General features: G+C 73.7%; 20 protein-coding genes. 13 read left to right on the top strand and 7 right to left on the bottom strand.

Features of this window, described 5'->3' with window-relative positions; all coding sequences use genetic code 11:
• Positions 1 to 178: 178 nt before the first annotated feature.
• The 5 genes from ACFWIC_RS35600 to ACFWIC_RS35580 form a co-directional block, all read right to left on the bottom strand.
• Positions 179 to 1735 (bottom strand): sensor histidine kinase, encoded by a 1557-nt coding sequence (locus ACFWIC_RS35600; protein ID WP_380521074.1) that lies wholly within the window; start codon positions 1733 to 1735, stop codon positions 179 to 181.
• A complete protein-coding gene (locus tag ACFWIC_RS35595) occupies positions 1732 to 2508 on the bottom strand; it encodes a response regulator transcription factor (protein WP_380521072.1) in 777 nt (258 codons plus the stop codon). Before ACFWIC_RS35595 ends, ACFWIC_RS35600 begins: the two co-directional genes overlap by 4 nt.
• 87 nt (positions 2509 to 2595) lie before the next feature.
• Positions 2596 to 3804 (bottom strand): S1C family serine protease, encoded by a 1209-nt coding sequence (locus ACFWIC_RS35590; protein ID WP_380521069.1) that lies wholly within the window; start codon positions 3802 to 3804, stop codon positions 2596 to 2598.
• A gap of 94 nt (positions 3805 to 3898) precedes the next feature.
• Positions 3899 to 4945, bottom strand: a complete 1047-nt coding sequence (locus ACFWIC_RS35585) for a LacI family DNA-binding transcriptional regulator (RefSeq protein WP_329950625.1) — start codon at positions 4943 to 4945, stop codon at positions 3899 to 3901.
• Positions 4946 to 5069: 124 nt separating this feature from the next.
• Entirely contained in the window at positions 5070 to 5804 is a 735-nt protein-coding gene (locus ACFWIC_RS35580) for a response regulator transcription factor (RefSeq protein WP_329950624.1), read from the bottom strand.
• 728 nt (positions 5805 to 6532) lie between these two features.
• Here ACFWIC_RS35580 and ACFWIC_RS35575 point away from each other — a divergent pair.
• The 7 genes from ACFWIC_RS35575 (at position 6533) to ACFWIC_RS35545 (ending at position 11550) form a co-directional block, all read left to right on the top strand.
• The gene (locus tag ACFWIC_RS35575) at positions 6533 to 6835 is read left to right on the top strand and encodes a MoaD/ThiS family protein (protein ID WP_380356846.1); all 303 of its coding nucleotides are present in this window, start codon (positions 6533 to 6535) and stop codon (positions 6833 to 6835) included.
• 5 nt (positions 6836 to 6840) lie between these two features.
• The gene (locus tag ACFWIC_RS35570; RefSeq protein WP_380521067.1) at positions 6841 to 8517 is read left to right on the top strand and encodes a hypothetical protein; all 1677 of its coding nucleotides are present in this window, start codon (positions 6841 to 6843) and stop codon (positions 8515 to 8517) included.
• A 184-nt stretch (positions 8518 to 8701) separates the two neighbouring features.
• Positions 8702 to 9418: a DUF2993 domain-containing protein gene (locus ACFWIC_RS35565; RefSeq protein ID WP_329950621.1), complete on the top strand. Its 717-nt coding sequence runs from the start codon at positions 8702 to 8704 to the stop codon at positions 9416 to 9418.
• A gap of 287 nt (positions 9419 to 9705) precedes the next feature.
• Complete coding sequence (locus ACFWIC_RS35560; RefSeq protein ID WP_350517234.1) at positions 9706 to 9786, top strand: Ms5788A family Cys-rich leader peptide; 81 nt, start codon at positions 9706 to 9708, stop codon at positions 9784 to 9786.
• A 259-nt stretch (positions 9787 to 10045) separates the two neighbouring features.
• Positions 10046 to 10879, top strand: coding sequence for a sulfurtransferase (locus ACFWIC_RS35555; RefSeq protein ID WP_329883989.1), 834 nt, complete (start codon positions 10046 to 10048; stop codon positions 10877 to 10879).
• Between the two features lie 40 nt (positions 10880 to 10919).
• Positions 10920 to 11210, top strand: a complete 291-nt coding sequence (locus ACFWIC_RS35550) for a DUF1416 domain-containing protein (RefSeq protein ID WP_030397542.1) — start codon at positions 10920 to 10922, stop codon at positions 11208 to 11210.
• A gap of 67 nt (positions 11211 to 11277) precedes the next feature.
• The gene (locus ACFWIC_RS35545; RefSeq protein ID WP_329883988.1) at positions 11278 to 11550 is read left to right on the top strand and encodes a DUF3099 domain-containing protein; all 273 of its coding nucleotides are present in this window, start codon (positions 11278 to 11280) and stop codon (positions 11548 to 11550) included.
• 42 nt (positions 11551 to 11592) lie between these two features.
• Here ACFWIC_RS35545 and ACFWIC_RS35540 read toward each other — a convergent pair whose 3' ends face one another.
• Complete coding sequence (locus tag ACFWIC_RS35540; RefSeq protein ID WP_329883987.1) at positions 11593 to 11973, bottom strand: DsrE family protein; 381 nt, start codon at positions 11971 to 11973, stop codon at positions 11593 to 11595.
• A 274-nt stretch (positions 11974 to 12247) separates the two neighbouring features.
• Here ACFWIC_RS35540 and ACFWIC_RS35535 point away from each other — a divergent pair, with 274 nt between their 5' ends.
• The 3 genes from ACFWIC_RS35535 (at position 12248) to ACFWIC_RS35525 (ending at position 14376) form a co-directional block, all read left to right on the top strand.
• Positions 12248 to 12832 carry an FABP family protein gene (locus tag ACFWIC_RS35535; RefSeq protein ID WP_329883986.1) on the top strand — a complete coding sequence of 195 codons (585 nt, stop codon included), beginning with the start codon at positions 12248 to 12250 and terminating at the stop codon, positions 12830 to 12832.
• Positions 12833 to 12938: 106 nt separating this feature from the next.
• Positions 12939 to 13403: a Fur family transcriptional regulator gene (locus ACFWIC_RS35530; protein WP_329883984.1), complete on the top strand. Its 465-nt coding sequence runs from the start codon at positions 12939 to 12941 to the stop codon at positions 13401 to 13403.
• Positions 13404 to 13413: 10 nt separating this feature from the next.
• Positions 13414 to 14376, top strand: a complete 963-nt coding sequence (locus ACFWIC_RS35525; RefSeq protein ID WP_380521064.1) for a YgfZ/GcvT domain-containing protein — start codon at positions 13414 to 13416, stop codon at positions 14374 to 14376.
• Between the two features lie 68 nt (positions 14377 to 14444).
• Here ACFWIC_RS35525 and dtd read toward each other — a convergent pair whose 3' ends face one another.
• Positions 14445 to 14885 carry a D-aminoacyl-tRNA deacylase gene (dtd, locus tag ACFWIC_RS35520; protein ID WP_380521062.1) on the bottom strand — a complete coding sequence of 147 codons (441 nt, stop codon included), beginning with the start codon at positions 14883 to 14885 and terminating at the stop codon, positions 14445 to 14447.
• A 470-nt stretch (positions 14886 to 15355) separates the two neighbouring features.
• Here dtd and ACFWIC_RS35515 point away from each other — a divergent pair, with 470 nt between their 5' ends.
• The 3 genes from ACFWIC_RS35515 to ACFWIC_RS35505 all read left to right on the top strand — a co-directional run bounded on the left by ACFWIC_RS35515 (position 15356) and on the right by ACFWIC_RS35505 (position 17408).
• Positions 15356 to 15958: an ABC transporter substrate-binding protein gene (locus ACFWIC_RS35515; RefSeq protein ID WP_329949170.1), complete on the top strand. Its 603-nt coding sequence runs from the start codon at positions 15356 to 15358 to the stop codon at positions 15956 to 15958.
• 74 nt (positions 15959 to 16032) lie between these two features.
• Complete coding sequence (locus ACFWIC_RS35510; protein ID WP_329883980.1) at positions 16033 to 16992, top strand: asparaginase; 960 nt, start codon at positions 16033 to 16035, stop codon at positions 16990 to 16992.
• Positions 16993 to 17192: 200 nt separating this feature from the next.
• Positions 17193 to 17408, top strand: a complete 216-nt coding sequence (locus ACFWIC_RS35505) for a dodecin (RefSeq protein WP_329883979.1) — start codon at positions 17193 to 17195, stop codon at positions 17406 to 17408.
• Positions 17409 to 17484: the final 76 nt, after the last annotated feature.

The following is a 17484-nucleotide window of genomic DNA, read 5'->3' as shown; positions in this document are numbered from 1 at the left end:
CCGCTTCTGGCGCGGGGCCCGGCCCGCACATCGGACTCCGGCCCGGCCAGCCAAATGGGGTGCCGGTGTGGCGGTGGGGGGGGGGCGCGGTCGGGGCGCCCCGCCCCTCTGTGTCTTCCGGGCCTGTTGCCCGACGCCCGCCGCCTGTCGCGCGCGGCTTCCGGGGCGGCACCCGGACTCAGGCCCGGGTCGGCCCGCCGGGCATCCGGACGGTGGCGAGCGTGCCCGGGCCGCCGTCCGGGGCCGGGCCGAGCGACACCTCGCCGCCGGCCTCCCGGACGCTCTGCGCCACGATCGACAGCCCCAGCCCGGAGCCCGGGAGCTGGCGCGAGGACGGCGAGCGCCAGAACCGGTCGAAGACGTAGGGCAGTTCGTCCGGCGGGATGCCGGGACCGTGGTCGCGGACGGTCAGCACGCCCTGCTGGAGACGGACGTCGACGGCTCCGCCGGGCGGGCTGTACTTGACCGCGTTGTCCAGCAGATTGATCACGGCGCGTTCGAGGGCCGCGGCGTCGGCGTGCACGAACCAGGGCGCGACGTCGGTCTCGAAGACCAGCCCGGGGCCGCGCAACCTGGCGCGGGCGACGGCGCGTTCGGCGATGTCGTGCAGCGCGACCACGGCGAGGTTCCCGCCGGGCTTGGGGGAGTCCGGACGGGACAGCTGGAGCAGGTCGCCGATCAGGGCGGTGAGTTCCTGCATCTGGGCCTTCATGTTGCCCAGCAGCTTGGTCTTCGTGGCGGGCGGCAGCGGGCGGCCGGTGTCGTCGCTGCGGATGAGCAGGTCGACGTTGGTGCGCAGCGAGGTGAGCGGGGTGCGGAGCTCGTGCCCGGCGTCGGCGATCAGACGGGTCTGCCGCTCGCGGGAGTTGGCCAGCGCGGTGCTCATCGAGTTGAAGGAGGTGGAGAGCCGGGCGATCTCGTCCTCCCCGTGCACCGGGATGGTGGTGCCGACCTCCTCGGTGCGGGCGATGTGCTCCACGGCGTCGCTGAGCCGGTCGACCGGCTTGAGCGCGGAGCGGGCCACGAGCCGGCCGGCGAGCCCGGCCAGGATGACGCCGCCGACGGCCACTCCGCCGAGGACGACGGCGAGTTGGCGGAGATCGCGCTCGATCCCGTCGACGGGGGCGGCGGTGAGGTAGGCGTAGCGGTCCCCGGTCGACGGGTCGGCGAGCAGGTTGACGCGGACCATGGCCGGGGTGCCGTCGAGGTAGCGGCCGTCCCGGTAGACGAATTCCTTGGACAGGGTGCCGACGAGGTCGCCGGCCTTGACCTCGACCGCCTTCGGCACCGAACCGGAGGTGAGGCAGACGGTGCCGTTCTTCCCGTAGAGCTCGGTCGTGAACTGGCCGGCTCCCCGGGGCGGGTTGTTGCCGACGAGGTGGGTCGAGAGCCTGTCGCGGATCTTCGCCGCGGCCTCCGCCTTGGCCTGGGCGTCCGGGGGCGACGCGGCGCAGTACCCGAGCCAGCTGCGCTGGAGCGTCGGGTCGGGCGGTTCCGGCGGGGGTACGTCCATGGCACGGGAGAGGTTCTCCCTGACCTGGCCGTAGAGCTTCTGCTCCACGATGAACCAGCAGGCCAGCGCCGAGGCGGCGATGGCCACCGCGACCGCCGCCGCTGTCAGGAAGGTGAGGCGGCTGCGCAGTGAGCGGGCCCGGTACCAGGTGTGGAGGCGTTGCCGGGTGCGGTGCGGGACGCGCGGCGGGGCGAGTGGGGGTGGTGGGACGGCGGGGGTCACGTGAGCGTGCCGGCGGCCGGGCGGAGCGCGTATCCGACTCCGCGGACGGTCTGGACGAGCCGGGGCAGGCCGCCCTGCTCGGTCTTGCGGCGCAGGTACATCACGTACACGTCCAGCGAGTTGGAGGAGGGCTCGAAGTCGAAGCCCCAGACCGCCTTGAGGATCTGTTCGCGGGTGAGCACCTGCCGGGGGTGGGCGAGGAACATCTCCAGCAGCATGAACTCGGTGCGGGTCAGTTCGACCGGTCGGCCGGCCCGGGTGACCTCGCGGGTCGCCGTGTTCATCCGGAGGTCGGCGAAGGCCAGGACGTCGCCCTCCTCCTCGACCGCGGCGGCCCGGGCGGCGGCCTCGCCGGCGAGGGCGTTGCGGCGGAGCAGCGCGCGGACCCGGGCGAGGAGTTCGTCCAGTTCGAAGGGCTTGGCGAGGTAGTCGTCGGCGCCGACGTCGAGGCCGGTGACCCGGTCGCCGACGGCGTCCCGGGCGGTGAGCATCAGCACCGGGACGGTGTCGCCGCGCGAGCGCATCCGGCGGACGGCGGTGAGGCCGTCCATCCGGGGCATCATGATGTCGAGCAGGACGAGGTCCGGCCGGTCGCGTTCGACGGACTCCAGCGCCTCGTACCCGTCGGTGGCGGTGGAGACCTCGTAGCCCTCGAAGGCGAGGCTGCTCTCCAGCGCGTCCCGGAGGGCGGGTTCGTCGTCGACCACGAGGAGCCGGGCGGTGGGCTGCGGCCCGGGCTCGGCGGAGGTGCGGTCGTCAACGGACGGGGTCATGGGCGGTTGCCCTTTCTCTGGGCCTGAGGGCGCGGTGGTCGCAGGGCCGTGCTCGGAGGACCTGCTCGGGTCAATTGTCGGGCGTCGTCAGACGTTCTGGCCGGACTGCAGCTTGGGCAGCACCTGCTTGATGTCGTCGATCGGGATGGCGAAGCCGAGACCGACGCTGCCGGCGCCGCTGCCGCCGGCCGTGGCGCCGGCACCGCTGGGCGAGTACATGGCCGAGTTGATGCCGATGACCTGCCCGCCCGCGTTGATCAGGGGGCCGCCGGAGTTGCCGGGGTTGAGGGCGGCGTCGGTCTGGAAGGCCCGGTAGGTGGTGGTGTCGCCGCCGGTGGGCCGGTCGGTGCCGCGCAGTCCGGGCAGGTCGGGGAAGCCGAACCCGCCGTTGCCGCTGGTGGTGCCCTCGTCGAGCTGGACGGTGACCTCGCGGTGCTGGGCGCTGATGATGCCGGAGGTGACGGTGCCGGTGAGGCCCTCGGGGTTGCCGATGGCGACGACCGGGTCGCCGACCGAGACGGCGGAGGAGTCGCCGAGGACGGCCGGGGTGAGCTTCTTGGCGCCGCTCGCGGTGATCACGGCGGCGTCGAGGCTCTTGTCGGTGCCGGTGAGGGTGGCGCGGGCGGTGGAGCCGTCGTGGAAGGTGACGGTGATCTGCCCGCCGGCGGCCGCGGCAGCGACCACGTGGTAGTTGGTGAGGATCTGGCCGCCTGCGGTGAGCACGACGCCGGTGCCGGTGGCGGTGCCGTTGGTGCCCTGGACGCTGATCTGGACGACGCTGGGCGAGACGGCCGCGGCGATGGCGGCGACGTCGGCGCCGCCGTCGGAGCGGGCGGCGACCGGGCTGGCGACGGTGCCGGTGCGGCTGCCGGAGCCGTGCTCCTGGGCGGCGACCACGCCGCCGGTGACCCCGCCGAGCACGGCGGCGACCGCGGCGACGGCGGTGACCAGGGTGAGCCTGCCGCGCAGCAGGCCGCGGCGGGCCCGGCCGCCGTGGGAGGCCGGGGCGCCGTCGCCGTGCCCGGACGGCACCGGCGGCACCGGGGGCACCGGCGGGACCGGGGGTGCGGGAGGGCCTGCGGGCGGGGGAGGGGGCGGAGTGCCGACCGACGGGCTGCCCGCGGCCGGGTACCCGGGGTCCTGGTGGGTGCTGCTGCCGAGCACGGTGCCCGGGATGACCTGCGGATCCCCCTGGCCGTACGGCAGTCCGTCGCCGTACGGGTCCTGCCGTCCGTACGCGGTCCCGTACGGGCCGTCGTCCTGCGTGCCGCCGCGGTACTGCTCGTGATCGCTCATGCCGACCAACGTCCGCCCGCCGGATGAGAATCCGGTGAGAGTGCGCTCAGAACGCCCCGAGAAGCCTGTTGACTTCTCATAAAGCCTGGTCAGGCTAGTTCGCGGGGCCGGCCGGCGAGCAGCCGCAGGAACGCCGGACGACCAGGCGCGACGGGAACTTGCGGACCCGTTCGGTGTCCGAGCCGGGCACCATCAGCGAGTCGTCCAGCACCAGGTCGACCGCGGCCCGGGCCATCGCGTCCCGGTCGGAGGCGACGGTGGTCAGCGGCGGGTCGGCCAGCGCGGCCTCCGGCACGTCGTCGAAGCCGGCCACCGCGAGGTCCTCGGGCACCCGCAGGCCGAGTTCGCGGGCGGCGCGCAGCACGCCGATCGCCTGGTCGTCGGTGGAGCAGAAGATCGCCGGCGGGCGGTCGGGGGAGCCCAGCAGGCCGAGCGCGACGTCGTAGGCGCCGTACCGGTGGAACGGCGCGTCGATCAGGCGCGACTCGGTGGGCAGGCCGTGCGCGTCCATGGCGCGCTGCCAGCCCTCGACGTGGTCGATGACCGGGTCGCCGGGGGCGGGGGACTCCACCGGGCCGCCGAAGCAGGCCACGTACGAGTGTCCGTGCACCTCCAGGAGGTGGCGGACGACGGCCTCGGCGCCGCCCACGTCGTCGGTGACCACCGCGACGTCGTCGATGGCCTCGGGCCGGCGGTGCAGCAGGACGACCTTCGCGCCCTCCATCGCGGCGAACTCCTCGGCGGCCCGCTGGGACGGCCCCTGGCTGACCAGGATCAGGCCGGAGACCCGCATGCCGAGGAAGGCCCGGACGTAGTGGACCTCGCGGTCGTCGACGTAGTCGGAGTTGCCGATCAGCACCAGCTTGCCGCGTTCGGAGGCGGCGCGTTCGACGGCGTGCGCCATCTCGGCGAAGAACGGTTGACGGGCGTCCGGGACGACCATGCCGATCAGGTTGGTGCGGCGGGAGGCCATCGCCTGGGCGACGCTGTTCGGCCGGTAGCCGAGCTGCTCGATCGCCGCGAGGACCTTCTCCCGGGTGGCGGGCGCGACCGGTCGCGGCCCGTTGTTGATGACGTAGCTGACGACCGCGGTCGAGGTACCAGCCAGTCGGGCTACATCGTCGCGCGTCACTTTGGCCACGGGGGGAGTCTACGCGTGTGGCGTGCCGTGGGGCAGAGGGGACCGCGGCTACCGGGCGGTACCCGGAGGACAGCGCGGGGCGAATGCGGACAGGCCGGGCGGGTGTTCCCGCCCGGCCGACCGGTCAGGCCTCCAACGGGGCCGAGGAGCGCAGCGAAGCGGTCTCGGGCCGCTCCCCCTTGTCCGGCTTCTCGGGGACGACGAAGCGGTAGCCGACGTTGCGCACGGTGCCGATCAGCCCTTCGTGTTCCACGCCGAGCTTGGCGCGCAGCCGCCGGACGTGCACGTCGACCGTCCGGGTGCCGCCGAAGTAGTCGTAGCCCCAGACCTCCTGCAGCAGCTGCGCCCGGGTGAAGACCCGGCCGGGGTGCTGGGCGAGGTACTTGATCAGCTCGAACTCCTTGAAGGTGAGGTCGAGCACCCTGCCCTTGAGCTTGGCGGAGTAGGTGGCCTCGTCGACCGACAGGTCGCCGTTGCGGATCTCCATCGGGCCGTCGTCGGTGACCACCTGGAGGCGGCCCATGGCCAGGCGCAGCCGGGCCTCGACCTCGGCGGGGCCGGCGGTGTCGAGCAGGACGTCGTCGATGCCCCACTCGGCGGTGACCGCGGCCAGGCCGCCCTCGGTGACCACCAGGATCAGCGGGCAGCCGATGCCGGTGGAGCGGAGCAGCTGGCAGAGGCTGCGGATCTGCGGCAGGTCCCGCCGGCCGTCGACCAGGATGACGTCTGCACTGGGGGTGTCGACCAGGGCGGACCCTTCGGCCGGAGCCACCCGGACGTTGTGCAGCAGCAGGCCGAGGGCGGGCAGTACCTCCGCGGAGGGCTGCAGCGCGTTGGTGAGGAGGAGCAGAGAACTCATACCCGGTAGTCCCCTTTCCGGGTCGTCGCGGTCGCGTTACGGCTGCCGCCACAGCCGGATGGCGCACGTTCGGGGAGGTGCCGAGCGCAGCGCGTCCCGCGAGGGGCGGCGGCGGTCGGCGGGAGGGTGGGGGAAGCGGCGGACACCGGTGGGGAGCCGGAGCAGTCGTCGGCGCGCACGGCGGAACGGGGCGCGCGTCGAGGGTCCCGCAACCCGCGATGCACCGTTTCTGCCTTGCTCATCCGTGAACCTTCCGGTCCTGTCCGGTTCCGGGTGGCGGCCCGGAGCCGGGGTTCCGACACCCCGGCCTGGCCCCGGCACGTCGTTGTGCCGCTGGTGGCGGGGCGGTCCCTGCGGCACGCCGGGGGTGGGCCGACGATTCGCACGGACGTCCGTACTGGCGTCCTGAAAGCACAAAAGGATCCGGGGGCGACTCTGCCCGGACCCTCAGGGGTCGAGGATAGCCGACGGGTCCCCGCCCGGGGGAGGGCTCGAAACCGGCGGTTCGGCCTTTTCGGGCGCGCCCCGGGTGAGCCTGGCCACAGCTTCGCTCGGCCGACGGCGGGCGCCGGGCCAGGGCGGTTGCCGGTGGTGCGGGCGAACAGGCCATCATGGGACGCACATCGGCGGCACCGTGCGCGTACCCCTTTCGGGTGGGGCGCGGGCGCTCCGGTGGTGGACCCGGCCGGGGTACCGGGCCCGGGCGAGGACGACGAGAAGGGGTTGCCATGGGCGCGACCACCGGGCATCACGACCCGGCCGGCGCCACGCGGGTGAGCGGGACGATCCGCTACTGGGCGGCGGCGAAGTCGGAGGCCGGGCTGGCCGAGGAGCCGTACCGGGCGGCGACCCTGGCCGAGGCACTGGCGGCCGTCCGGCAGCAGCACGCGGACCGGCCGAAGCTCGTCGGGCTGCTCGGACACTGCTCCTACCTGGTGGACGGTTCGCCGGTGGGCGGCCGTGACCACGCGGCCGTGACCCTCACCGAGGGCGGCACGGTCGAGGTACTCCCCCCGTTCGCGGGCGGGTGAGCGGCGTGACCGAGCCGAACAACCCCACCCCGGACAGCAGGCCGCAGCGGCAGTATCCGTACGGGCCGCCGCAGCCGCAGCCGCAGCCGCAGTACCCGCAGGGGCCGCAGGGGCCGGCGCAGCCGCCGCAGCAGGCGCCGCCGCAGCAACCGCCCTATCCGTACGCCCCGCAGCAGGCGTACGCGCCGGATCCGTATGCGCAGCAGGGGCTTGCGGCTCAGCCGTACGCCCCCGATGCGGGGCATGCGCCCTACGGTGGCCATCCCGGTCAGCAGCCCCCCGCACCGCCCTACGGCCAGCAGCCGTCCGCGCCGCAGTCGTACGGCGAGCAGCCCCGGAACGGCCACGGCGGCGGGCAGACTCCGTACGGCCGGCCGCCGTACGGTGCCGGGCCGGGTGCGGGTGCGGCGGACGACGCCGCGACCGCCCTGCTTCCGCCGGTGCCCCCGTTGGAGGACCCGGCGGCCACCACACTCCTGCCGCCGGTCCCGGCATCGGACGCGACGCCCGGGGCGCACGCCCAGGCCCAGGCGCACGCCCAGGCACAGGCTCAGGCCCAGGCAAACGCTCAGGCCCAGGCTCAGACGCACGCCCAGGCACAGGCTCAGGCACAGGCAAACGCTCAGGCCCAGGCTCAGACGCACGCCCAGGCACAGGCTCAGGCCCAGGCAAACGCTCAGGCGCACGCCCAGGCGCAGGCCCAGGCCCAGGCGCAGGCTGAGGCTGAAGCCCAGGCCCAGCCCTTCGACTCGCCGACCATGACGCTGAAGCGTCCGCCGGCCCCCACCCCGACCGATCCGGCCACCGCCCGGGCCGCCCGCGCGGCGCGTGCGGCACGGGCGGGACGGCAGGCTCCGCCCGCACGGCAGGCGCCGCCCACCGCGTACGCGGCCCCGGCCGGGCCCGTTCCGGGGCCGCCGGCGCAGCCGTTCCCGGCCCCCGTGCCGTCGGCCGTCCCGGCCGGGTCCGCCCGGACCGGTTCGCCGATCATCGACCCGGGCCTCCTGCCGGCCGTGATCACCGCCGGTGCGGCCGCGCTGCTGGCCGCCGGTGCGGCCCTCGGCCAGGTGCCGCTGGCCCTGGTGGTGGCGCTGCTCCAGGTGCTGACGGCCGCCGGATGGTTCCGGCTGAACGGCATGTGGCCGGCCCGCCAGGGCATCGCGCTGGCGGCGCTGTCCGGTCTGGTCGCCGACGTGGCGGTGCTGCTGGCCGACACGGACGGCGGCACGGGGGCGGTGGTCGGGACCCTCGGCGGATTCTTCCTGCTGGTCCTGGTGCTGCAGACGTTCCGGCCCGCCGATCCGAAGGAGCGGTTCTACGCGCTCACCGTGCTCGGCTCGGCCACGGTGGTGACGGTGCTCTGCACCGCGCTGCTGCTGGCCGACTGGGTGCCGGCGGCGGTCGGCGGCGTCGCCCTGGCGACCCTGCTGGCAGCGGCGCCGCTGCCCGGCCCGAAGCTGCTGGGCCCCGTGCTCGGCCTGCTGGCGGCGGTGGGCCTCGGCCTGGCCGTGGGCGCGCCGCCCGCGCTGGGTGCGGCGGCCGGGATCGGTGCCCTGGTCGGGCGCCGGGTGGCCGGGTACGACTTCCCGTCCCGGTTCGTGCACATGACGGCGGGGGTGGCGCTCCCGCTCGCGGTGGCGGCGCCGCTGGTCTGGATCGCCACCGAACTGCTCGCCGGCTGACCCGGCCGGTCCGGCCGCCCGCCCCACCACGGGCCGGTGGCCGGGCCCGGCACGCGCCGTACGGCGTCCCGTTCCCGGAACCATGCCCCGGGGCGGGACGTCGTACGGTCGTGCGAGGGCGGCCGCCCCTGAGCGGTCGGATCCGACTTCGAACGACAGCGACCGGCGACGACGGGGGAGAGCGATGCGCGGCTGGCTGAAGGTGACGATCGGCCTGGTGGTGCTCTCGGGAGCACTGGTGGGCGCGGACCGGGTCGCCGTCGGGGTGGCCGAGGACGAGGCCGCCGAACAGATGCTGAAGAGCGGCCGGATGAACCAGCGGCCGGACGTGTCGATCGGGGGCTTCCCGTTCCTCACCCAGGTCCTGTCGATGAAGCTGGACGACGTGCGGATCTCCTCGGACGGCCTGACCGTGGGTGACGGCAGCCACCAGGTGGCGCTGCACTCGTTCGAGGCGAAGCTGGCGGGCGTCAAGGTGAGCGACAGCATGAGCAGCGCCACCGTGGACACCGGGACGGGGAGCGGCCTGATCTCCTACGCGGACCTCTCCCAGCTCCTGCCGCCGGCCTCCCAGCTGGTGCCGAACGCGACCGGGCTCTCGCTGGGCGGCAACACCCGGCTGAGCCTCTCGTACGGCGGCCCGGGCAAGATCAAGGCCGCGTTCGGGCCGGTCCCGGTCGGCGAGGGCACGGTGCGCAACCAGGGCAACACGGTGACGGCGGAGGGTTTCCGGCTGACCGGGATGGCCGCGGTGCTGGCCGGTCTGACCAGCCAGAAGCTGGATCCGGTGAGCTTCACCCTCTCCTCGCTCCCGGCGGGTCTGAACCTGGCTGCGGTCACGCCGCAGGAGGACGGCCTCCGGCTGACCTTCGACGGCAAGGGCGTGAAGCTCATCGGCTGACCGGCTGCCCGCCTGACCGGCTGACCGGCACCGGCCAGGTCAGGCCGGGCCGGGGCGGGTCCGCTTCCCGCCGGTCGTGGTCGTTCGCCTTCGTTCCGCTCCGCGAGACGCGCTGTCCAGCGCGGACCGCGGAGCGGTCGTGTTTCCGCCCCCTGACCGAGGGACGTACGGTGCCCGGCCGGTTCACGGCGCCCATGAATCGACCAAATCCCAGCATGTGATCCATCTGGTCTCAACATTCGATACGCTGATGACAGCGGGCGTCGAGTGTCCCTAGCATCGTCGGCATGAAGCGACAGACGGACCTCACGAAGCGGCGGGCGGTAGACCTGTGCCGCGTGGCCGCCTGTCTGTGTCGAATGCGTTAACTCGGCATCTTGGCTGGGCAGTTGTCGCCCGCCGCCGATTCCTCCGGTGACCTGGACCGGCCTCCCGGGCCGAACGTCGCCGCCGTGCACCGCAGATCACCGCCCGGCCGTGCCGCATGCCTTCTCCGTCCCATTATTCGGACGTGAATTCGGACCGGTCACCGTCGGACACCCCGCAGTACCCCTCTCCGGCTCACGGCCGGGAGACCCCAGAGCAGCACCACCTTCCGCCAACCGCCCTCGGATGGAGAACATCACCATGAGCCGCAGCGACGTCCTGGTCGACGCCGACTGGGTCCAGGCCCACCTGGACGACCCGAAGGTCGTCATCGTCGAGGTCGACGAGGACACCTCCGCCTACGACAAGAACCACATCCGCAACGCGGTCCGGATCGACTGGAAGACGGACCTCCAGGACCCGGTCCGCCGCGACTTCATCGACCAGGCCGGCTTCGAGGCGCTGCTCAGCGCCAAGGGCATCGCCAACGACGACACGGTCGTGCTCTACGGCGGCAACAACAACTGGTTCGCGTCGTACGCCTACTGGTACTTCAAGCTGTACGGCCACGGTGACGTCCGCCTGCTCGACGGCGGCCGCAAGAAGTGGGAGCTGGACTCCCGCGACCTCGTCGCCGAGGTGCCGGCCCGCGCCGCGACCTCGTACACGGCGCAGGCCGCCGACGCCTCGATCCGCGCCTTCCGCGACGACGTGATCGACGCCATCGGCAGCCTCAACCTGGTCGACGTGCGCTCGCCCGACGAGTTCTCCGGCAAGCTGCTCGCCCCGGCCCACCTCCCGCAGGAGCAGTCGCAGCGCCCCGGCCACGTGCCGAGCGCCCGCAACATCCCGTGGGCGAAGAACGCCAACGACGACGGCACCTTCAAGAGCGACGACGAGCTCAAGGCCCTCTACGAGGCCGAGGGCATCGACCTGGCGAAGGACACCATCGCCTACTGCCGCATCGGCGAGCGCTCCGCGCTCACCTGGTTCGTGCTGCACGAGCTGCTCGGCCAGGAGAACGTGAAGAACTACGACGGTTCCTGGACCGAGTACGGCAGCCTGGTCGGCGTGCCGATCGAGCTCGGCAACTGAGCCGCCTGCTCCACCCGTAAGGCTGAAGGGAAGACAAGACATGTGCGGTGCGAAGGCCGGTGGGCCGGACCTGGCAGGAGTTGACGTGGCGAACGAGACGATCATCCAGGGTTCCGTGACCCGCGACGGCGAGCCGGTCAACGGCTACGTCCGACTGCTCGACGAGGGCGGTGAGTTCACCGCCGAGGTGCCCACCTCGGCGACCGGCCAGTTCCGGTTCTTCGCCCGCCCGGGCAAGTGGACCCTGCGGGCGCTCATCCCGGGCCAGACCGTGGACCGCCAGGTGGTCGCCTCCCAGGGCAACCTGACCGAGGTCGCGATCGCGGTCTGATCCACCCCGGTGACGTCGTGCCCGAGGGCCCCTGCCGTGCAGGGGCCCTCGGGCATACCGTGGAGGAGTGCAGGCACGCCGGCGACACCGCTACTACTTCGCCATGATGGGCGTCTGCCTCGGGCTGTTCGTGCTGGCCTGGGGCGTCGTGCGGTTCTGGTCCGTCCCGGTCGCGATCGGCATGTGCGCGGTCGCGATGGTGATCCCGCCCGCTGCCGCGGTGTTCGCGAACCGGCGGGACCCCGAGGACGACTGGTGGAACGACCCGCGCTGGGAGGACCCGAAGTGGGACGACCCCGGCCACGACCGGGACCGCCCCGACCGCGAACCCCGCGGGTAGACGGACACCCGTACGGCCCCGGTCGGCGGCCGGCCGGCCGCGTCAGTAGACGAGCGCCTGCACGCCGTCGGCCATGATCTCGCTGACGAAGACCTGTGCGCCCGCGATCCGGACACCCTCGACGGTGTCCTTCTGCTCGATCCCGCGCCGCGCCGCGCACTGGGTGCAGAGAGTGACCGTGCCGGCCGCCAGGAGCGACTCCAGCAGGTCCGGCAGCGGCGCCGCGTGCGGCAGCTCGAACTCGGCCGCCCTCCCGGGCAGGGCGAACCACGACGACTCGCCGGTCAGCCAGAGCGAGACCTCGACCCCGCTGGCGACGGCCACCGCCGCCACCGTGAACGCCTGCGAGCACCGCTCCGGCGCGTCCGCCCCGGCGGTGACCTTGATGACGAGCTTCTTCGACTGCTGCGACTGAGACGACATGCCGACACCCTAGATCGCCGACGTGGTGGGGCTCACCGAGAACCGTCGGCACCCGGCGGATAGAGTGAGCGCCAGCAAAATCCTTCACACTGTCGCCGCCCTGGGAGCCCCCCGTGTCCGGTCTGGAAATCTTCTTCGACGGTCTGCTGGCCCTCATGGCCGTGCTGATCACCTGGTTCGCCATCTTCGCGGTGATGAAGCTCTACCAGGGCCAGCGCTGACCGGCTGCCGTACGGTTGAAAGCAGTCCCGCACCGACGACAGTGACCAGGAACATGATCGAGATTCCCTCTGACCTCCACCGGGACGTCGTCCCGCTCGCCTTCCTCCTCGGCACCTGGGAGGGCGCGGGCGTCTACGACTTCCCCGGTTCGGAGAAGTGCAACTTCGGCCAGGAGATCGTCATCCGCCACGACGGCCGGCCCTTCCTGGAGTTCCGCTCCCGGACCTGGGTGCTGGACGCCGAGGGCGAGAAGATCCGTCCGCTGGAGAACGAGCACGCGTTCTGGCGCATCACCAGCAACCACCAGGGCACCAGCGGTGTGCGGGGGATCGAGATCTCCTCCGTCCGCGACGACGGCACGGTGGAGATCTGGTACGGCGAGCTGGCCGACGGCAAGCCTCAGATCGACGTCTCCACGGACGCGGTGGCCCGGATCGAGGGCTCGCCCGAGTACTCGGGCGGCAAGCGTCTCTACGGCTTCGTCAACGAGGAACTGCTCTGGGTCGGCGAGAAGGCCGCCCCGAACGTGCCGCTGCGCCCGTACATGTCCGCGCAGCTGAAGCGGGTGCTCAGCCCGGCCCAGCTGATCAAGGACATCAACGACCTGCCGGACGACGGCATCGCGTTCTTCCGCTGAGCCGGGGCGTTCCGCGCCGGGCACATCACGCGTGAGGTAGGGACCGGCCCCGCGGCCGGTCCCTACACTTGCCTCAGGACCCCCGACATCGGCAGGGACAGGACCCGTGGCGGACACCGGCACCACCGACTGGCAGCTCTCCGGCGACTGGAAGGCCGGCCTGCGCGAACGCGGCTACCGGCTCACTCCCCAGCGCCAGCTCGTCCTGGAGGCGGTCGAGGCACTCGACCACGCCACCCCCGACGAGATCCTCGGTCACGTCCGGCGGACCGCCAGCGGCGTCAACATCTCCACCGTCTACCGGACCCTGGAGCTGCTGGAGGAACTGGGGCTGGTCTCGCACGCCCACCTCGGCCACGGCGCCCCGACGTACCACCTGGCCGGCCGCCACCACCACCTGCACCTGGTCTGCCGGGACTGCGAGCAGGTCATCGAGACCGGGACCGAGATCGCCCAGCCGCTGGTCGACCGGCTGCGCGCGCAGCACGGCTTCGACACCGACCTCGAACACTTCGCCGTCTTCGGCCGCTGCGCCGACTGCACCGCCAAGCGGGCCGGGGCGCAGCCGTAAGCTTTCCGGTATGAAGAGCCCGCTGCTTGCGCTGCCCGGTGCCGTCCCCGCCGAGGGAACCGACGAGGGGGTGGCCGCCCACTACGGCGACCTCTTCCGTGAGCAGCGCAGGCTCGCGCAGGGCTCCGGGTTCGTGGACCTCTCGCACCGCGGCGTGCTCACCGTCACCGGTGACGACCGGCTCACCTGGCTGCACCTGCTGCTCACCCAGCACGTCAGCGCGCTGCCGCCGCAGCAGGCCACCGAGGCGCTGGTGCTCTCCCCGAACGGGCACGTCGAGCACGCGCTCTACCTGGTCGACGACGGCACCACCACCTGGGCGCACGTCGAGCCGGGGACCCAGGAGGCGCTGGTCGGCTACCTGGAGAGCATGAAGTTCTTCTACCGGGTCGAGGTGGCCGACGCGACCGCCGACTACGCGGTGGTCCACCTGCCGGCCGGCTCCACCGCCTCCGCCGAGGGCGCGGCGGCGGTCCGTGAGCTGACCTGGGGGCGGGACCTCTTCCTGCCGCGGGCCGAGCTGGCGGAGCTGACCCGGGAGTACGGCCCGGCGGCCGGGATCTGGGCGTACGAGGCGCTGCGGATCGAGGGGCACCGGCCGCGGCTGGGCTTCGAGACCGACCACCGCACGATCCCGCACGAGGTGGACTGGCTGAACACCGCCGTCCACCTGCAGAAGGGCTGCTACCGCGGGCAGGAGACGGTCGCCCGGGTGCACAACCTGGGCCGCCCGCCGCGCCGGCTGGTCTTCCTGCACCTGGACGGCACCGAGGAGGTGCTCCCCCCGCACGGGACGGAGGTGCGGCTCGCCTCGGACCCGGACGGGCGGGCGCTCGGCTTCGTCACCTCCTCGGCGCGTCACCACGAGCTGGGCCCGGTCGCGCTGGCGATCGTGAAGCGGAACGTGCCGCTGGACGCGGTGCTGCTCGCCGGCCGGGTGCCGGGGACGCAGGACGTGATCGTCCCGCAGTAGCCGCAGCACCCACGCCGTGCACGCCGGCCGTGCACGGCACCCACGCCGTGCACGGCGGTCGGGGTCGCTCAGACCTCGACCAGCACCGTGAACGGGCCGTCGTTGACCAGCGCGACCCGCATGTCCGCGCCGAACCGGCCGGTCTCGACCTTGGCGCCGAGCGCCCGCAGCTGGGCGACCACCTCGTCCACCAGCGGCTCGGCGACCGGGCCGGGGGCGGCGGCGTTCCAGGTCGGGCGGCGGCCCTTGCGGGCGTCCCCGTAGAGCGTGAACTGGCTGATGACGAGCAGCGGGGCGCCGATGTCGGAGCAGGACTGCTCCACGCCTGCCGCGTCGGGGGCCAGCAGCCGCAGGGTCCAGAGCTTGCGGGCGAGCTGGGCCGCCTTGGCCGGGTTGTCGTCGTGGGTGACGCCGATCAGGACGCAGAGCCCGGGCTCCTCGATCGCGCCGACGGTCTCGCCGGCCACCGTCACCCTGGCCTCGGTCACTCGCTGCACCACTGCTCGCATGCGGCCATTGTGCCGGAGCCGGTGGGGGCGCCCGCGGGCCCCTGGGGGCGCTCGAAGACTTGGCGCGCGCTGGGTAGCGTGCGCCTGCGCGCCGGTTGGCGCCGCTCTCCCTGCGAAAAGCTTCCGTCATATCAGCCACCCCTCTTCGCCAGGGGGCCGTTCGGGTGCACGGGCGGTGCGGCGGCGGCGGGCGGGGTGGCACGCTGGGGGACCGTACAAGGGGTCCGGGGCGCCAAGGTCCGCCGCGCCGGGCCCGGTTCGGCCAGGAGGCCGAGCCGGTGGGTCAGGTGTTCTGGCGGTGTCGCCCTGACGGGTGGTGCCGGTCGGGGGCGGGAACCTTCGCGGGTGGTCAGGGCGTGGCCCGGAGGGGTACGCGCCACGGGCGCACGCGACGGGAACGGGCCGGGCCGGCGGCAGGCGACGGGGTGCCGCGAGCGGGCGGGATCGGGACGACGGCAGGTGGTTGGCTGATGGACGCGAGCAGTACGGCGCAGGACCGGTACGGGCGGGTGCCCGAAGACCCGGAACCCGGTCCGGCACCGGAGACGGGAACGCCGGGCCTGGGACAGCTGGGCCTGGAGGAGCTGCGGATCCTGCGCAGGGAGACCCTGGAGCAGGAGGCTGACCTCTCCTACCTGCGGCGGCTGCTGCACGGGCGGATGGACATCCTGCTGGCCGAGCTGGACCGCAGGCCCGGCGGCGCGGCACCCCGCCCTGCGGACGGGGGAGAGCCGGCCGGCGCCCTGCTGGAACGGTTGCCGGCCATCCTCACCGACGCGCCCTCCACCGTCCGTCGGTCCGCCCGGCACGTCACCCTGGGCCCGCCGCGCGGCCAGCAGTCCCAGCTGGAGGCGGACGCGCTGATGGGCGACGTGCAGCTGGCCGACCTGGCCGCGCACCCGGCCGAGGAACTGCTGGCGGCACTGGACCGGCTGCGCGCGCACGAGCGTGAGGTCTCCGGGCGGCGGCAGCTGCTGCTGCGGACGGCGGACGGCTGCAACGCGGAGATCACCCGCAGGTACCGTGATGGGGAAGCACGGGTCGACGACCTGCTCGCAGGCGGCCCGCTCTGACCGGGTGAGGCGCCAGGGGCGGGGCCGTTCCCGGCTCGCCCCCGGCCCACCCTCATTTCCGGAAGGCTCCCGCCATGTCCAACCCCACCGCCCTGTCCGTGCTCGCCGAGGTCGTCCGCTCGGGGTTCACCGAGGGCCGGCACCACGGCTCGCTGGTCCTGCTGGCCGCCGACGGCTCGGTCGAGTTCGCGCTGGGTGCGCCGGACGCGCCGGTGTTCCCGCGCTCCTGCGCCAAGCCGTTCCAGGCGGTGGCCACCCTGCGGGCCGGACTGGCGATCGAGGGTGAACTGTTGGCGCTGGCGGCTTCCAGCCACTCGGCAGAATCGTTTCACCTCGACGGGGTCCGACGGATCCTGACCGAGGCCGGGCTCGACGAGTCCGCCCTGCGGACGCCGGCCGACCTCCCGCTCGACGAGACCGAGGCCGAGCAGTACCTGCGCTCCGGCGGAGAGCGCGCGCCGATCCTGATGGACTGCTCCGGCAAGCACGCCGGCTGGCTGGCCGCCTGTGTCGCCAACGGCTGGCCCGTCGACAGCTACCTCGACCCGGCCCACCCGGTCCAGCTGCTGGCCCGCGAGGCGTTGGAGGAGGCCACCGGCGAGACCGCCGGGCACGCCGGGGTGGACGGCTGCGGTGCGCCGCTGCTGGCGGTCAGCCTCACCGGACTGGCCCGCGGCTACCGGGCGCTGGTGCTGGCCGGGGCCGGCACGCCGCAGCGCCGGGTGGCCGACGCGATGCGGGCGCACCCCGAGTACGTCGCCGGCACCCGCCGGGCCGACACCTGGCTGATGCGGGCGGTGCCGGGCGCGCTCTCCAAGATGGGCGCCGAGGCGGTCCAGGTGGTGGCGCTGCCGGACGGCCGGGCGCTCGCCTTCAAGATCGACGACGGTGCCGAGCGGGCCCGCGGACCGGTGCTGGCGGCCGCGCTGCACCGGCTGGGCGTCTCCGCCGAGGACGGGACGGTCGAGCGGATAGCCGCCTCCCCGCTGTTCGGTGGCGGCGTGCCGGTGGGCGGGGTCCGGGCGGCCTTCTGAGCCTCGGCGTCGTGGGCCCCGGCCGCGGCCCCTCGCCGTGGGCCCCGGCGGCCGGTCCCTTCGGCGGCGGCCGCGGTCTCCGCCGGGCGGGCGCCGGGGCCGCGCCGCGGGCGGCCCCGGCCGGCGGTCGCCGGAGTGCGGACGGACGGCCTCCGGTGCACGGTGGACCGGGGGCCGTCGCACAGCTGAGGGAGTCCGTCATGAGCGAGCACGTCTACCGGGTGACCGAGATCGTCGGGTCGTCGACCGAGAGCATCGACGCCGCGATCCGCAACGGGGTCGAGCGGGCCTCCCGGACGCTGCGCAACCTCGACTGGTTCGAGGTGACGCAGGTCCGGGGCCACCTTGAGGAGGGCCGGGTCAAGCACTACCAGGTCGGCCTGAAGATCGGCTTCCGGCTGGACGACGAGGGCTGAGGCGACCCACCCGGACCGAAGCGAGCTGGACCGACCCGTGCTGGACCGAACCGGACCGGCCAGACCTCGGCCGAAC

This window comes from Kitasatospora sp. NPDC127035 (assembly GCF_042726075.1).
Classification (GTDB): Bacteria; Actinomycetota; Actinomycetes; order Streptomycetales; family Streptomycetaceae; genus Kitasatospora.
Note: the sequence above shows the minus strand (reverse complement) of the source record. Positions and strands in the feature narration are given on the sequence as shown.

What these genes read in the sequence shown, in the direction of transcription:
- ACFWIC_RS35595 (WP_380521072.1), bottom strand. Translation starts at nt 2,508, where the DNA reads ATGACCCCGTCCGTTGACGACCGCACCTCCGCCGAGCCCGGGCCGCAG.
- ACFWIC_RS35590 (WP_380521069.1), bottom strand. Translation starts at nt 3,804, where the DNA reads ATGAGCGATCACGAGCAGTACCGCGGCGGCACGCAGGACGACGGCCCG.
- ACFWIC_RS35580 (WP_329950624.1), bottom strand. Translation starts at nt 5,804, where the DNA reads ATGAGTTCTCTGCTCCTCCTCACCAACGCGCTGCAGCCCTCCGCGGAG.
- ACFWIC_RS35575 (WP_380356846.1), top strand. Translation starts at nt 6,533, where the DNA reads ATGGGCGCGACCACCGGGCATCACGACCCGGCCGGCGCCACGCGGGTG.
- ACFWIC_RS35565 (WP_329950621.1), top strand. Translation starts at nt 8,702, where the DNA reads ATGCGCGGCTGGCTGAAGGTGACGATCGGCCTGGTGGTGCTCTCGGGA.
- ACFWIC_RS35560 (WP_350517234.1), top strand. Translation starts at nt 9,706, where the DNA reads ATGAAGCGACAGACGGACCTCACGAAGCGGCGGGCGGTAGACCTGTGC.
- ACFWIC_RS35555 (WP_329883989.1), top strand. Translation starts at nt 10,046, where the DNA reads ATGAGCCGCAGCGACGTCCTGGTCGACGCCGACTGGGTCCAGGCCCAC.
- ACFWIC_RS35550 (WP_030397542.1), top strand. Translation starts at nt 10,920, where the DNA reads ATGTGCGGTGCGAAGGCCGGTGGGCCGGACCTGGCAGGAGTTGACGTG.
- ACFWIC_RS35540 (WP_329883987.1), bottom strand. Translation starts at nt 11,973, where the DNA reads ATGTCGTCTCAGTCGCAGCAGTCGAAGAAGCTCGTCATCAAGGTCACC.
- ACFWIC_RS35535 (WP_329883986.1), top strand. Translation starts at nt 12,248, where the DNA reads ATGATCGAGATTCCCTCTGACCTCCACCGGGACGTCGTCCCGCTCGCC.
- ACFWIC_RS35525 (WP_380521064.1), top strand. Translation starts at nt 13,414, where the DNA reads ATGAAGAGCCCGCTGCTTGCGCTGCCCGGTGCCGTCCCCGCCGAGGGA.
- dtd (WP_380521062.1), bottom strand. Translation starts at nt 14,885, where the DNA reads ATGCGAGCAGTGGTGCAGCGAGTGACCGAGGCCAGGGTGACGGTGGCC.
- ACFWIC_RS35515 (WP_329949170.1), top strand. Translation starts at nt 15,356, where the DNA reads ATGGACGCGAGCAGTACGGCGCAGGACCGGTACGGGCGGGTGCCCGAA.
- ACFWIC_RS35510 (WP_329883980.1), top strand. Translation starts at nt 16,033, where the DNA reads ATGTCCAACCCCACCGCCCTGTCCGTGCTCGCCGAGGTCGTCCGCTCG.
- ACFWIC_RS35505 (WP_329883979.1), top strand. Translation starts at nt 17,193, where the DNA reads ATGAGCGAGCACGTCTACCGGGTGACCGAGATCGTCGGGTCGTCGACC.